The organism is Arenimonas composti TR7-09 = DSM 18010 (genome assembly GCF_000426365.1).
In the GTDB taxonomy this organism is placed as follows: domain Bacteria; phylum Pseudomonadota; class Gammaproteobacteria; order Xanthomonadales; family Xanthomonadaceae; genus Arenimonas; species Arenimonas composti.
The window spans coordinates 712,275-726,781 of record NZ_AUFF01000001.1 but is presented as its reverse complement, the minus strand read 5'-3'; the positions used below and the strand labels follow the sequence as shown (position 1 = coordinate 726,781).

Below are 14,507 nucleotides of genomic sequence, written 5' to 3'. Positions count from 1 at the left end.
GATGGCGAGCCGCGATACCGGGATGTTCCCCGATCCGCATCCGGGCGAGGGCGCGCGGGCACCGCTCGCCGAACGCATGCGTCCGCGCACGCTCGACGAGATGGTCGGCCAGCGCCGGTTGCTGGCGCCGGGCACCGCGCTGCGCCGCGCGGTCGAGTCCGGCAACGTGCATTCGATGGTGCTCTGGGGGCCGCCGGGCTGCGGCAAGACGACGCTGGCGCTGCTGCTCGCGCAGTACGCCGATGCCGAGTTCGTGGCGATCTCGGCGGTGCTGTCCGGGCTGCCGCAGGTGCGCGAAGTGCTCGCCGAGGCGCAGCGGCGTTTCGACGCCGGCCGCCGCACCGTGCTGTTCGTCGACGAGGTACACCGCTTCAACAAGGTGCAGCAGGACGCCTTCCTGCCGCATATCGAGCGCGGCTCGATCCTGTTCGTCGGCGCCACCACCGAGAACCCGTCGTTCGAGCTGAACTCGGCGCTGCTGTCGCGCTGCCGCGTGCACGTGCTGGAAGCGGTGTCGGCCGACGACATCGTCGCCGCGCTGCAGCGTGCGCTCGACGACGGCGAACGTGGGCTCGGCGGGCGCGGCCTGCAGGCGGCGCCGGAACGCCTGCGCGACATCGCCGAAGCCGCCGACGGCGATGTCCGCCGTGCGCTGACCCTGCTCGAGATCGCCGCGGACCTCGCGGAAGGCGAGGGCGGCGAAATCACCGCGGCGACGCTGGCGCAGGTGCTGGCCGACCGGACGCGCCGCTTCGGCCGCCAGGGCGAGCAGTTCTACGACCAGATCTCGGCCCTGCACAAGTCGGTGCGCAGCTCCAATCCCGACGCGGCGCTGTACTGGTTCGCGCGCATGCTCGACGGCGGCGCCGACCCGGCCTATCTCGCCCGTCGCATCACCCGCATGGCGGTCGAGGACATCGGCTTGGCCGATCCGCGCGCGCTGCAGATGTCGATCGAAGCCTGGGAGGCCTACGACCGCCTCGGCAGCCCGGAAGGCGACCTCGCGCTGGCGCAGGTCGTGCTCTACCTGGCCTCGACCGCGAAATCGAACGCCGGTTACGTCGCCTTCAAGCGCGCGAAGGACGACGTGCGCACCTTCGGCACCGCCGAGGTGCCGATGCACCTGCGCAACGCCCCGACGAAGCTGATGAAGTCGCTCGGCTACGGCAAGGGCTACCAGTACGACCACGATGCCGAAGGCGGCGTCGCCCTCGACCAGACCGGCTTCCCCGACGTCATCGGCGAGAAGGTCTATTACGAACCCGTCGACCGCGGCCTCGAGATCAAGCTGCGCGAAAAACTCGACCGCCTCCGCGCCGCCCGCAAGCCCGACCTGCCGTAGGAGCGACTTCAGCCGCGATGCTTTTGTGCGTAAAGCATCGCGGCTGAAGCCGCTCCTACGAAATGCAGGGTGCGCTCAGGGCGCCACGTCCGTCCGGAACACCGGGTAGAGCATGTAGCGCTCGTCCCACGAGGCATGCCGGCGCGCGAAGAATTCCAGCCGCTTCGCCGGGTCGGCGGCGAAGGCGGGGTCGTCGCGCAGCTTCGCGGCGAATTCCCCGCGCAGCGCCGGATCGGCCGCGAGCATCTCGCGGGCCACGGCCTCGGCGACATAGTCCTCCAGGTATTCCTTGGCCTCGAAGGCGGTCGCGAACATCCCCCAGGCCAGCAGCGAATCCGGCGCCATCGGCTCGAACAGCGACACCACCACCCGGGCCTTCGCCTGCGCCACCGGCACGAACAGCGAGCCGGCGGGCAGCGCCTGCGGCTCGACCGCCCACGCGCCCGTCGGCGTCATCCGCGTGTGGCCCTCGACGGTCGCCGGCGAGTACCCGACCGATTCGGCGCGGAACACCTCCAGCGGCTGCGCCGGCAGGGCGGTGTCGAGGCGGCGGTAATCGACGCCGTGCAGGTCGAGCACCATCGCCACCCAGGCCGCATGCGCCGCCGGCACCAGATAGCCGGCGCCAGGCACGTCGACGGTCACGCTCGGCGCCAGGGTGTCGCGCAGCGGGATGCGCCAGACCTGCGGTGTCGTCTCGTCGTAGCGCGTCATCAGCGCGCCGCTGACTTCCGACGGCGTGCGCGTATAGGCGTAGCCACGGAAATCGATCAGCCGGCCGTCGCCGACCGGCGCCCAGACCACTGGCAGTTCGCCGCCGGCGAGGGCGCCGGCGCGCGCATCCGCCGCATCGGCCTCGCGCCGCCAGGCGGCGCCGTCCCGCGCCACGCGTTCGAGGATCGAAACGATGGTGTTGCGGGTCGAACGCACGCGCTGCGGATAGGGCCGCCACGAATGCGTCTCCACCAGCAGCGCGAGCCGGTTGCGCAGCCAGAAATAGCCGGTCGAGAAGCGCGGCGGCGCGACGCCGTCGTCGATGCCACTCGCCGGGTCCTCGTATTCGACGAACGAGGGGTAGAACGGCACCGGCAGGTGGCCGGCCTCGGCCAGATCGGCGACGACGCCGTCGCGCAAGGCCCGCCCGATGGCGCGCAGCGCCGGATCACCGGCGTTCACCGGTTCGCCGGTGATCGAGATGTCGTGTTCGAACTGGGCGCCGTCCGTCGCGTGCAGATCGACCACCAGCAGCGGATCCCAGCGCTCGACCAGGGCGAGCATCGCCCGCATCTCCGGCGTGTCGGCCTTCAGGTAATCGCGGTTGAGGTTGTAGTTCTGCGCGGTCGAACGCCAGCCCATCTCGACGGGGCCACGCTGGTTCGGGCGGTTCCAGGCGCCGAAGCGCTCGTGGCCGTCGACGTTGAACACCGGCACGAACAGCCAGACCAGGTCGTCGAGCGCGCCTTTCGCGGCTTCGCCGCGCAGCACCTCGCGCAGGGCGAGGAAGCCGGCGTCCTTGCCGTCGATCTCGCCGGCGTGGATGCCGCCCTGCATCAGCACCACCGGAATGCCGCGCGCGCGCACCGCGTCCGGCGTCAGCGCGCCGCTGCGCGAGACGACGAGCACCTTCATCGGCCGGCCTTCCGGCGTGGTGCCGAAATCCTCGCAACGCACCGCCGTCGGCCAGCCGCGGGCGAACTGATCGCACAGCGCGATCACTTCGTCGTAGCGCCCGGTGCGCTCGAAGCCGCTGCGCTCCGACGCGGTGGTCGGCGAGGCCGGCGGGTTCGCCGCCAGCGGCGTGGCCAGGGTCATCGCGACGAGGGTCGCGGCGGCGAAGCGGAACGGACGGCTCATGCTCACCTCAGAAGCGGTCGGAAGGGGGTAGGTAGCGCCAGGTCGCCGGCGGCATCTTCGCCAGCGCGATGCGGCCGATGCGCAGCCGGCGCGACGCGGTCGCGCGCAGCCCGACCTCGGCGCACAGCCAGTCGAGCAGGCCGGGGCGCACGCCCTTGATCGCGAAGCGCAGGCGCTGCTCGCTCTGCCAGCTGACCTTGAACGGTGCCACCGGCCAGCCGGCGAACGTCGTGCCGCCGCTGAGCCGCTTCCAGCCGTAGGGCGACAGCTCGCCCTCGACGTCGACCAGCCACTCCTGCTCGAGCCGCGAGCCGGCGTCGGCGAGATGGCGCAGCACGCGGTGGTCCTGGCTGAACACCGCCAGGCCGCTGGCGCCGGGCGGTAGCGGCATCGCCGCCTGCAGCCGGTGGAAGTGCCGGTGCAGCAGCCGCCAGCCGCTTGGATCCTCGTCCCAGCGCGATTCCGGCGTCACCACCGCGAGCGCCGCCGCGGCATCGAGCCCGGCCGGCTGGTGCAGCAGCATCGTCGCGGCCTCGGCGGGCGCGGCGCTGGCGCCGGGGTCGAGCGTCACCGCCTGGCCGGTGACCGGGAACTGCGGTTGTTCGACGACCTCGCCGTCGACCCGCACCCAGCCGCCGGCGATGAAGTTCTCCGCCTCGCGGCGCGAACAGCCGGTGAGTTCGATCACGCAACGGTCGAGGCGCCGCGTCGGTTGGGGAACATCGCTCATGGCAGGCGCCGCAGGAAGACGGCGCCCAGTGTAGGTGCAGCGCGCCGGCGACGCTTCCCGTGTGCTCACGCGGCGCCGCCCGGCGGCCGCGCTAGACTCGCGCCATGCTTCCACGCCGTTTCCGGGCCGTCGCCGGCCTGCTGCCCGCACTGAGCCTCGCGCTCGCGATCGCCGCCTGCAGCCGCGATGGCGAGCCGCCTGCCGAGCCGCCACCGGCGCCTCCGGTGGTCGAAGCCGAGCCACCGGAGAACGGCGCGATCAGCGTCGCGCCGGTGGCACCGGAACCGCCGCCACCGGCGCCCGGCCGCAAGCCACCCGCGGCGGCGAAACCCGAACCGGCGGTGGACTGGTCGCCGCTGCCGCTGGAGTCGGGCGAAGCGCACATCGCGTGCACGCTCGACTACTCGCGCAACGGCGACGGCGAGGCGGTACCGGCGATGGAACGCGGGGCGCTCGAGGCGCTGCTCACGCCCTGCGCCGAACAGGGCGTGCTGCGCCTGCGCTACCGCGGCCGCATCGCCGCCGACTTCGCGGCGCTGGTGATGCGCGTCGCCGAAGTCGCCGACGCGCTGGAGATCCCCAAGCGCATCCTCGACCTCGACTCCGCCGGCGGCCAGGTCGAGGACGCGATCCGCGTCGGCGACTTCATCGCCGGCAGCCGCTGGACGATCTGGATCCGCGAGGACTCGCGTTGCCACAGCGCCTGCGTGTTCGTGCTCGCCGCCGGCGACGTGCGCCGGGTCGCCGGGCCGGTCGGCGTGCACCGGATCATCCGCATGAGTTCGACCGCCACCACCCGCGCCGAGCTCAACGCCGAACTGCGCATGGTCTACGGTCGTGTGCGCGACTACCTCGAGCGCAACGGCGCCAACGTCGCGGTCGCCGACCTGATGATGGCGGTGCCGAACCGCAGCCTGCGCCTGCTGACCACCGACGAGTTGCTGCGCTTCGGCCTCGACGGCGTCAATCCGGCCCAGGACGACCTCGACCGCCTGCGCCTGCTGCGCGAATGCGGCCAGGACTTCGTGCAGCGCCGCGACGCCTTCGCCGCCGCCTTCGACCGCCAGTGCCGCCGCCGCGTCGTCGAACTCGACGAACTCAACGCCTGCGGCCTGGCCCTGCGCCGCCGCTACGGCTTCCCCGACGAGACCTGCCCGGTGCAGAGCCCGCTGTCGGAGTTCGACCTGGCGCAGGCCGAACCGCCGCCGCCGGAGGATCTGCTGCCGCCGGAGGAAGGCGTCGACGGGGAGGACGTACTGCCGCGGGACGATGCGGTGGAGGCGGAGGCGGCCGGCGGGGACGAAGCCGGCGGCTGACGCAGGATCGGAGCCTGCCCGGCCGGACATTCCGGCGACCGAATCGCCGTTGCAGCGGCCGTTATCGGGGGTGGATAATCGCAGCCCCTCGTTTCATTTGCGGAATGATTCCATGCTCGACCCGAGCCTCCTGCGCGCCCACCTCGCCGAGACCGCCGCGCGCCTGCGCGACACGCGCGGTTTCGAACTCGACGTGTCGGCGCTGGAATCGCTGGAAGCCGAGCGCAAGGCCATCCAGACCCGCACCCAGGAGCTGCAGAACCTGCGCAATACCCGCAGCAAGGCGATCGGGATCGCGAAAGGGAAGGGGGAGGACACCGCCGCACTGATGGCCGAGGTCGCCGGCATCGGTGACGAGCTGAAGGCTTCGGAGGCGCGCCTGGACGCGATCCGCGCCGAGATCGACAAGATCGCCATGGGCGTGCCCAACCTGCCGGACGCTTCGGTGCCGCAGGGCAGGGACGAGAACGACAACGTCGAGATGAAACGCTGGGGCACGCCACGCACCTTCGACTTCACGCCGAAGGATCACGTCGAACTCGGCGCCCGCGACGGCTGGCTCGACGGCGACACCGCCGCCAAGCTCAGCGGCGCCCGCTTCACCGTGCTGCGCGGTCCGCTGGCGCGCCTGCACCGGGCGCTCGCGCAGTTCATGCTCGACCTGCACACCGGCGAGCACGGCTACGAAGAAACCAATGTGCCGCTGATCGTCAACGCCGACAGCCTGCGCGGCACCGGCCAGCTGCCGAAGTTCGCCGACGACCTGTTCGCGACCCCGTTCGGCGACGAGACCCGCTACCTGATCCCGACCAGCGAAGTGCCGCTGACGAACATCGTTCGCGACTCGATAGTCGACGAGGCCATGTTGCCCGTCAGGATGACCGCGCACTCGCTGTGCTTCCGCGCCGAGGCCGGCAGCCACGGCCGCGACACCCGCGGCATGATCCGCCAGCACCAGTTCGAGAAGGTCGAGCTGGTGTCGATCGCGCGTCCGGAGGAGTCCGATGCCGAGCACGAGCGCATGACCCGCTGCGCCGAGGTCGTGCTCGAGAAGCTCGGGCTGCCGTACCGCAAGGTCCTGCTTTGCACCGGCGACATGGGCTTCGGCGCCCGCAAGACCTTCGACCTGGAAGTGTGGCTGCCGAGCCAGGACACGTACCGCGAGATCAGCAGCTGCTCGAACTGCGGCGACTTCCAGGCGCGGCGCATGCAGGCGCGCTGGCGCAATCCGGCCACCGGCAAGCCGGAGCCGGTGCACACGCTCAACGGCAGCGGCGTCGCGGTCGGCCGGGCGCTGATCGCGCTGATGGAGAACTACCAGCAGGCCGACGGTTCGATCGTCGTGCCCGAGGTCCTGCGGCCGTACATGGGCGGACTGGAGACGATCGGATGAACCACCCGGATCTGAACGACCTGCAGTTCTACGCGATGGTGGTCGAACACGGCGGATTCGCCGCCGCCGAGCGCGCGCTCGGGGTGCCGAAGTCGCGCCTGAGCCGGCGCATCGCCCAGCTCGAGACCGACCTCGGCGTGCGCCTGCTGCAGCGGAGCACGCGCAAGTTCGCCGTCACCGACGTCGGCCAGAGCGTCTACCGACACGCGCAGACGATGCTCGCCGAGGCCCAGGCCGCGCGCGAGGCGGTCGACCGCGTCAGCGCCAGCCCGCGCGGCACGATCAAGGTCAGCTGCCCGGTGGCGATCGCCCAGGAGATGCTCGGGCCGATCCTGCCCGACTTCATGAAGAAGCACGGCCAGGTGCGGGTGCAGCTGCACGTCAGCAACCGCCGCGTCGACGTGATCCAGGAAGGATTCGACATCGCCATCCGCGTGCGCAGCCAGCTGGTCGACGACGGCGAGATGGTCGCGCGCAGCTTCGGCCAGCTGCGCGAGCTGCTGGTCGCCAGCCCGAAGTACCTCGACCGCACCGGCCGCCCGCAGTCGCCGGCCGACCTCGCCCCGCACACGACGCTGAGCATGGCCGAGGACGAGCACCGCCAGCGCTGGACCCTGCATGGTCCCGACGGCCAGGTGCAGAAGGTCGAGCTGCAGCCGAAGCTGATGGCGCACGATTTCCCGCTGCTGATGGCCGCCGCCCGCGAGGGCATGGGCATCGTGCTGCTGCCGGAGCTGACCTGCGCCGAGGCCATCCGCCGCGGCGAACTCGAGGTCGTGCTGCCGCAGTGGAACCTGCCGCAGGGCATCTGCCACGCGATCTATCCTTCCCGCCGCGGGCTGCTGCCGGCGGTGCGCGCCTTCATCGACTTCCTCGCCGAGCGCCTGCCGCCGGCGATCCAGGACAGTCGCCTGAAATGCGGCACCCCCGGCGGCATCCCCTGCGCCTGACCCACCCCTGTAGGAGCGCCTTCAGGCGCGATGCCCCACCCCGTAGGAGCGCCTTCAGGCGCGATGCTTCACCGTAGGAGCGCCTTCAGGCGCGATACCAATCCGGAGAGATGGCCGAGTGGTTTAAGGCAGCGGTCTTGAAAACCGCCGAAGGCTAACCCCTTCCGTGGGTTCGAATCCCACTCTCTCCGCCACCCCTGGCCTCCGCCTCGGCAGGCACCAACGTCGATCCGGACACGCCATGCAGGAACCCGCCCCGCTGTTCGAAGTGCTCCCCGGCGGCATCTTCGGCCCGCTCGCCTCGCCGAACCGCCGCCATCACTGGGCGCTGCTGTGCCGGCTCTACGACGAGTTCTTCGGTCCCGACGCGCCGCTGGCGCCACCGGTCGGTCTGCCGCGGCGCGAAATCACCGCCGCGATCGAGCGCTGGCTGCTCGGCGACGATCCCTGGGAAGACGAGGACGGGCAGGCGCCCGATACCCCGCTGCCGGTGCGCGCGAACGCCATCTACGAGCGCTTCCGTGCCTCCGGCTGGTTGCGCCAGGAACGTTTCGGCGCCCGCGAGATGGTGACGATGCCGCCGCTGGTCGCGCAGTTCCTCGCCACGCTCGTCGAGTTCGCCGAACACGGACCGACCTATGTGTCGGCGAAGGTGCGCTCGATCGAGCTTCAGCTGCAGCAGGTCGTCGACGGCAAGGCCGCCGGCGACGCCCTCGACGAAGCCGCCGACCAGGCCCGCCGCCTGCTGGTCTCGCTGAGTTCGATGAGCCTGCGCGTGCGCGACCTGCTGCCGGAGATCGCCCGCGCCGACAGCACCGCGCAGTTCGCCCGGATCTGGTTCGAGCGCTACATCGCCGGCTTCTTCATCGGCGACTACGCCGACCTGCACAAGGTCGACCATCCGCTCGCCCGCCGCAGCGCGATCCTGGCGATGGCGCGTTCGCTGGACGAGGGCGAACGCCGCACCGGGCTGCTGGCCTGGTACCGCGAACACGCCACCGGCGGCGACGCCACCCGCGCCGAGTCGCGCATGGCGCGCAGCCTGCGCCGCCTGCACGAGCTCGACCGCATCGACGAGTACCTGGCCCGCCTCGACGAGGACATCCGCCACGCCAACCGGCGCGCGCTGGCCTTCCTCGACTACCGCCTGCGCGCGCCGGCACGCCTGGACGTGCTGATCGCGCGTGCCGTCCGCGGCGCGCTGGCCGCACCGGAGGACGCGCTGCGCGTGCAGGTGGCGCCCGGCCCGCTGATGGACGAGGAACAGCTGCGACCGGCGCGCCGCCGCCCCGGCGCGATCGAGCGCAGCGCCAACGCGGTGGTGCGCCCGACGCCGGAGCAACAGGCGCGTCTGGCGCTGCTGCGGCGGATCAACCGCGCCCGCCTGGTCACCGCCGAGGACATGGCGCGCTACGTCGGCCGCCATTTGCCGGCGGAAGGGCAGGTCGATTCGATCGCGCTGTCGATCACCGGCATCGCCGACCTGCGCGCCTACCAGACCCTGCTGACCCTGGCGCTGCGCAGCCGGCGCATCGGCGGCCTGCGTCGCGACGATCCGCTGAGCCGTCTCGCGCGCGGCTTCCGCGTCGAACTCACCGATGCCGGCGAGCGCGCCGACAACGGCTGGCTGCGCGCCCCGCGCTTCGTCATCCACCGCCTCCGGAAGTCCGCATGAGCCGCAGCTGGAACGTCCTTTCGCAACACTCGAATGGCCTGTACGCACCGGCCGATTTCGAGCGCGCCGCCTATCGCCTGGTCACCGAACAGGTGCTCTATGCCAGTGACCGCGGCAGCCGTTCGGCCTATCACCTGGTCGAAGCCTACTTCGCCGAATTCGCCGCGGTGCTGGCGCCGCTCGGCGTCCGCCTGGAGCGCAATGCGCATTACCGCTACGTGGTCGCGCTGCCGGCGCGTGCCGAGGGCGTGCCGGTGACGCTCGACGAGACCCTGCTGCTGCTGGTGCTGCGCCAACGCTACGACGAGGCGGCGCGCCGCGGCGACATCGAGGAGTTCGGCGAAGTCGTGGTCGAACTGCCGGAACTGCAGGAGGCCTACCGGCGGCTGGTCGGCCGGCCGATGCCCGAGGTCGGCACGCTGCGCACGCTGGCGCGCACCGCGCGGCGCTGGGGCGTCGCCCGCCTGGTCGAATCCGATGCGGACGACCCGCAGCCCTTCCACCTGCGCGTACGCCCGGCGATCGTCGACATCGTCGGCGAGACCTGGCTGCAGCGCCTGGACCAGCACAACCGCGACGACGTCGCCGAAGAAGCCGTCACGGAGGACGACGATGCAGCTGCTTGAGCGGGTCCACCTGGTCCAGTTCTTCCTGTTCGAGGCACAGACCCTCGAGCTGTCGCCGACCAGCGCGGTCATCGCCCCCAACGGCGCCGGCAAGAGCGCGCTGCTCGACGCGCTGCAGATCGTGCTGCTCGGCGCCGACCGCACGCGCATCCGCTTCAATGCCCAGGCCGGCGGCAGCGTCCGCGCGCGCTCGATCCGCGACTACTGCCTCGGCGTCTGGCGCAGCGGCGACGAGGGCCGCAAGCGGCGCACCGCGACCACCTACATCAGCCTGGTCTTCCGCGACCAGGAGACCGGCGAGGCGCTCACTGCCGGCATCGCCCTCGGCGCCAGCGTCGACGAGCCGGAGCACCGCGTCTACGGCATGTACCTCGTGCCCGGCGTCGCGCTGACGCTCGACGATCATCTCGAGCGCGCCGGCGGCCGCGAACTGCCGCTGGCCTGGGCGGGTTTCCGCGAGCTGCTGACCCAGCGCTGCCGCGAGGCCGGCAGCGGCAGCGGTCCGGAACTGCATGCCGGCAGCGAACGCTTCCTCAAGGACCTGCTGCTGCGCCTGCGCGCCGCGCCGGCGGGCCAGCCGGATGTCGCGGCCTACCGCAAGGCTTTCCAGAACGCGCTGAACCTGCAGCGGGTCGAGGATGTCGACCTGTTCGTGCGCACCCTGGTCGCCGAGGACCGGCCGACCGACATCGCGCGTTTCCGTGGCCTGCTGCAGACCTTCCGCAGCCTGAAGGAGCGCATCGAGCAGGTCGTCGCGCGCATCGCCGCCGCCGAAGACGTCGACGGGCAATACGGCAAGATCGCCCAGCAGGCGGCGCGTGCGGCCAGTTGCCGGGCGCTGGCGGCGGAATACCAGCGGGACCTGCTGTCGGAGCAGGTCGAGCAGGCCGAGAACGAAAGCGCGGCCGCGAGCCGCCGCCTCGGCGAGACGCGCCGCGCGCTGGTCGAAGCGAGCAGCGAACGGACGATGCTCGCCGAGGCGCATGCGCAGGCACTGGCGCGACTGCAGGGCAGTGCCGGCTACGGGGAGCAGGCGCAGATCGATGAACTCGCCGGCCGCGACCGCGGCGAACTGGCGCGTCTGCGCCGGGAGCTCACGCGCGGCATCGGCCTGGTGCGCGAACAGCTCGCGGCGGTGGCGAAACTCGGTCTGCCGTCGATCGATGCGGCGGCCGTCGCGCAGGCGATGGCGCCCTGGCAGCACTGGCACGAGACGCTGGCGGCGCTGCCGGCCGAGGCGCCGCTGCCGTGGCCAGCGGCCGCGCTCTTCGACGAGGCGCAGCGCGAACTCGCGGCGGTGCAGCCGCTGCTCGCCGCGGTCGAGGCGCAGGCGCGTGCGCTGCACACCCAGGTGGAGGACGCGAAGCGCCGCCGCGCCGCCGCCCAGCAAAACCAGAAGCGCATCGCCGCCGGCAAGGCGGAGCTGCATCCGGACGTGATGCGGCTGGCGTCCTACCTCGCCGACGAGGGCATCGCGGCGACGCCGGTCTGCGACCTCGTGCGCGTCCGCGACGCCGCCTGGCAGGGCGCGATCGAGGCCTATCTGCGCAGCAATGTCGAAGCCCTGCTGATCGCGCCGGCCGACGAGGAGCGCGCGGTGCGCCTCTACCGTTCGCTCGGCGGCGCCCGCAGCGTCTATGGGGTGAAGCTGGCGCTGGCGAGCGCGGCGCGCCGCGGACCGGATGAGGCGCGGCCGGGCACGGCCGCGGCCCTGCTCGAGGGTGAGAACGCCGACGCGCTGGGCTTCCTGCGCCGCAGCCTCGGCGAGCTGCGCTGCGTCGACACCGAGGCCGAGCTGATCGCCAGCCGCCAGGGCCTGACCCGCGACGGCCTGCTCGCCCGCGGTGGCGGCATCGAGCGCCTGCGCCTGCCGGCGGCGAGCGAACTGAAGATCGGCGCCAGCGACAACCGTGCCCGTCTGCGCGTGCTGCACGAGGAAGCCGCCGCTGCCGAGAACGAGCTGCGTCGCCTCGAACCCGCACTGCGCGAGCTCGAGAACTGCCGCCGCGGCCTGGCCCTGCTCGCCGAACCGGGGAAGCTCGCGCAGGACCTGCACGACCGGATCGTCGACCACCGCCAGGTACAGCGGCGCTGGCAGGACGCGATCGACAGCCGCGCGGCGGCGCAGGACCCGGATCTGCTGCGCGCGTCGGAGCAGGTCCGCGAACTCGCCGGACAGCTGGCCACCTGCGACTCCCGCCGCGATGCGCTGATCGGCAAGGTGGCGATGGACGAACGCGCGGAAGCCGACGCGCAGCGACTGCTGGCCGGCCTGCGCGAGCAGGAGGAACGGGTCACCCGCGACGCGGTGGACGCCTTCCGCGATCCCGACGTCGACCCCAACCTGGTCGAGCGCGTGCGCGAGGAACTGGATGCGAAGTGGCCGACGCTGAAGGAACGCGCCGAGCGCTGCGAGGAGCGTGCGAAGGACAGCGACCGCCAGCTCGACAACCTCAAGCCGCAGGCCTGGGGCGCGCTGGCGCAATACGCCAGGGATCACGTGCTCGAGCTCGATCTCGCCCCCGGCGACTGGCGCGCGGCGCGCCGCCTGCTGGCGAAGGAGCTGGCGCAGCTGCGCGAGTCCGAGCTGGCCAACTACCAGCGCGAGGCCGACGAGGCCTACGCGACCGCGACCGAAACCTTCCGCAGCAGCGTCGCCTCGGCGCTGTTCGACAACTTCAGCCGCCTGAAGCACCAGATCGCCACGCTCAACCGCACGCTGCGGGCGAGCCCGGCGTTCTCGAACAACGAGCGCTACCAGTTCCACTTCGAGGTCGCGTCGGAATACGCCGAGCTCTACCGCTTCATCAGGCGCGTCGCCGAGATCGACGGCGAGGACGGCCTGTTCGGCAGTGCCGGCGAGGTCCCGGCCGCCTTCCGCGAACTGATCGAGGACGACGCCGCGAAACATGGCGCGGTGTCGGCGCTCGACGACTACCGCCGCTTCTTCCATTTCGAGGTGCAGATCCGCCAGGACGATCGCGTGATCGGCTCGCTGTCCGAACGCATGCGCTCCGGCTCCGGTGGCGAGCATCGTGCGCCGCTGTACGTGATCGCCGGCGCCGCGCTCGCCGCGGCCTACGGCAAGACCGCGGCCAACGGCGGCGGCCTCGGCCTGATCCTGCTCGACGAGTTCGGCGACAAGATCGACGCCCAGAACGCCCGTGCCACCGTCGACTACCTGCGCTCGCTCGGCCTGCAGCTGCTGCTGGCCGCGCCCGATACCGCCCAGGGCACGCTGTCCGGCGTTCTCGACAGCTACATCGAGCTGTTCCGCGACGGCGACCTGCTGCAGGTCGAGCACATCGAGGTCGGCGCGGCGGCGCGGGCGCTGCTGCTGTCCGACCAGTTCGACCTGCATCCGGAGTTGCTGGAGGCGGAGGTCGCGCGCATCACGGCGGGAGAGGCGCAGGTGTGAGCGGCGTCGACGCCGTGCTCCGCCGCCTGCTTCGCCGCGCCGAGAGCGCACGGCGGCGTGGCGATCCGCGGCCGGTGTCGATGAACATGGCCAAGGTCGAGGAATACACCGGCCTGCGGACGCTCGCCGCGCTCGAACACTTCCACGCCCGGATCGCGCTCGCCGAGCGCATGGGTGCCTTGCGTGCCGAGCGTGACGTGAATGCCGGAGACGGCTCGCGGCTGGTGCGCCTGATGGTGGTCGATGCGGCGGCGCTGGCCGCCGCCGTCGGCGTCGAACTGCTGGAAGACCGGATCGCCGCGGCGCAAGCCCTGCTCGTGGACTGGCGGGATCGGTTTCCGGTAGTGGAGGAGGTGCTCTCGCGCTGGCGTGACGGCGGCAAGGTCCGCGGCGCTGGACCCGAGGCCGCGGCGGATCTGCGCGATGCAGCGAAGGCGGTGGCCGCGCGCCGGGAAGACCACGCCTACGAACGGGTGTTGCGGCGCGAAAGTACCCGCCTGTTCGGCGACAGCAAGCGCCTGGAGAAGCTGACCCGCTGGCTCGAGCTGATCGCGACCGGCGAACTCGCTGCGGGGCCGCTGCCGGATGTCGAGGTGTGGGCGATGCTCGGGCTCAGGCGCGAGCCACAGCCCTTCCTCGTCGCCGGCACGGGCGAGGCCGACGTGGCGGGGATGGCCCTGCCCCTGGTTAGGCCCTTCATCGGCCTTCCGGTGGAGCAGCTGCGCGGACTCGCGACCGGGGTGCGCTGCGTGCTCAGCATCGAGAATCTGGCGAGCTTCCACGACGCCGCGCAGTCCGCCGATGCGGGAAATGTGCTGCTGCTTTACACCGGCGGCATGCCGTCGCCGGCATGGCGTGCCGCCTACAGGCGGGTACTCGCAGGGATCGATCCGACGGCCCGCGTCTTCCACTGGGGCGACATCGACGAGGGCGGCTTCCGCATCGCGGCGACGCTGGCGGCGACCGCCGCCGAGGCCGGGTACGGGCTGCGCCCGTGGCTGATGTCTCCGGACCAGCTGCCGCCCGCCGTCCGTTCGGACGCCGCCACGCCGAATCCGGCGGAGCTGGAACGGCTCTGCCGCTGGGCAGCCCGCGCCGGGTGGGAAGAGGTCAGCACCTCACTCCGGCGACAGCCGATGCTGCTCGAACAGGAAATGCTGGAACCGGTCCTTCCGGCTCCAGACGCGTCCTGATCCCACCGGT

The 14,507-nt window shown here is 71.9% G+C and carries 10 protein-coding genes and 1 tRNA gene; 9 read left to right on the top strand and 2 right to left on the bottom strand.

Annotated elements, in window-relative coordinates; all coding sequences use genetic code 11:
• Nucleotide 1: 1 nt before the first annotated feature.
• Nucleotides 2-1,342: a replication-associated recombination protein A gene (locus K311_RS0103310; RefSeq protein WP_051239426.1), complete on the top strand. Its 1,341-nt coding sequence runs from the start codon at nt 2-4 to the stop codon at nt 1,340-1,342.
• A gap of 75 nt (nt 1,343-1,417) precedes the next feature.
• Here K311_RS0103310 and K311_RS0103305 read toward each other — a convergent pair whose 3' ends face one another.
• Both K311_RS0103305 and K311_RS0103300 read right to left on the bottom strand, forming a co-directional pair.
• Complete coding sequence (locus K311_RS0103305) at nt 1,418-3,196, bottom strand: M14 family metallopeptidase (RefSeq protein ID WP_026816131.1); 1,779 nt, start codon at nt 3,194-3,196, stop codon at nt 1,418-1,420.
• A gap of 7 nt (nt 3,197-3,203) precedes the next feature.
• Entirely contained in the window at nt 3,204-3,926 is a 723-nt protein-coding gene (locus K311_RS0103300; protein WP_026816130.1) for an RNA pseudouridine synthase, read from the bottom strand.
• Between the two features lie 104 nt (nt 3,927-4,030).
• On the opposite strand from K311_RS0103300, the gene K311_RS15090 reads away from it, so the two are divergent.
• From K311_RS15090 to K311_RS15080, 8 genes are all read left to right on the top strand, one after another.
• Nucleotides 4,031-5,242 carry a COG3904 family protein gene (locus tag K311_RS15090; RefSeq protein ID WP_154659429.1) on the top strand — a complete coding sequence of 404 codons (1,212 nt, stop codon included), beginning with the start codon at nt 4,031-4,033 and terminating at the stop codon, nt 5,240-5,242.
• Between the two features lie 112 nt (nt 5,243-5,354).
• Nucleotides 5,355-6,635 (top strand): serine--tRNA ligase, encoded by a 1,281-nt coding sequence (gene serS / locus K311_RS0103290; RefSeq protein ID WP_026816299.1) that lies wholly within the window; start codon nt 5,355-5,357, stop codon nt 6,633-6,635.
• The gene (locus K311_RS15085; protein ID WP_043798563.1) at nt 6,632-7,585 is read left to right on the top strand and encodes a LysR family transcriptional regulator; all 954 of its coding nucleotides are present in this window, start codon (nt 6,632-6,634) and stop codon (nt 7,583-7,585) included. The genes serS and K311_RS15085 overlap by 4 nt, the downstream gene beginning before the upstream one ends.
• Before the next feature lie 104 nt (nt 7,586-7,689).
• A tRNA-Ser gene (locus tag K311_RS0103280) sits at nt 7,690-7,779 on the top strand.
• A 47-nt stretch (nt 7,780-7,826) separates the two neighbouring features.
• On the top strand, nt 7,827-9,260 hold the full coding sequence (locus tag K311_RS0103275) for a Wadjet anti-phage system protein JetA family protein (RefSeq protein WP_026816129.1): 1,434 nt from the start codon (nt 7,827-7,829) through the stop codon (nt 9,258-9,260).
• Complete coding sequence (locus K311_RS0103270; RefSeq protein ID WP_026816128.1) at nt 9,257-9,886, top strand: DUF4194 domain-containing protein; 630 nt, start codon at nt 9,257-9,259, stop codon at nt 9,884-9,886. The genes K311_RS0103275 and K311_RS0103270 overlap by 4 nt, the downstream gene beginning before the upstream one ends.
• Nucleotides 9,873-13,304, top strand: coding sequence for an SbcC/MukB-like Walker B domain-containing protein (locus tag K311_RS0103265; protein ID WP_026816127.1), 3,432 nt, complete (start codon nt 9,873-9,875; stop codon nt 13,302-13,304). Before K311_RS0103270 ends, K311_RS0103265 begins: the two co-directional genes overlap by 14 nt.
• Nucleotides 13,305-13,390: 86 nt before the next feature.
• Entirely contained in the window at nt 13,391-14,497 is a 1,107-nt protein-coding gene (locus K311_RS15080; RefSeq protein WP_161627290.1) for a Wadjet anti-phage system protein JetD domain-containing protein, read from the top strand.
• Nucleotides 14,498-14,507 lie beyond the last annotated feature (10 nt).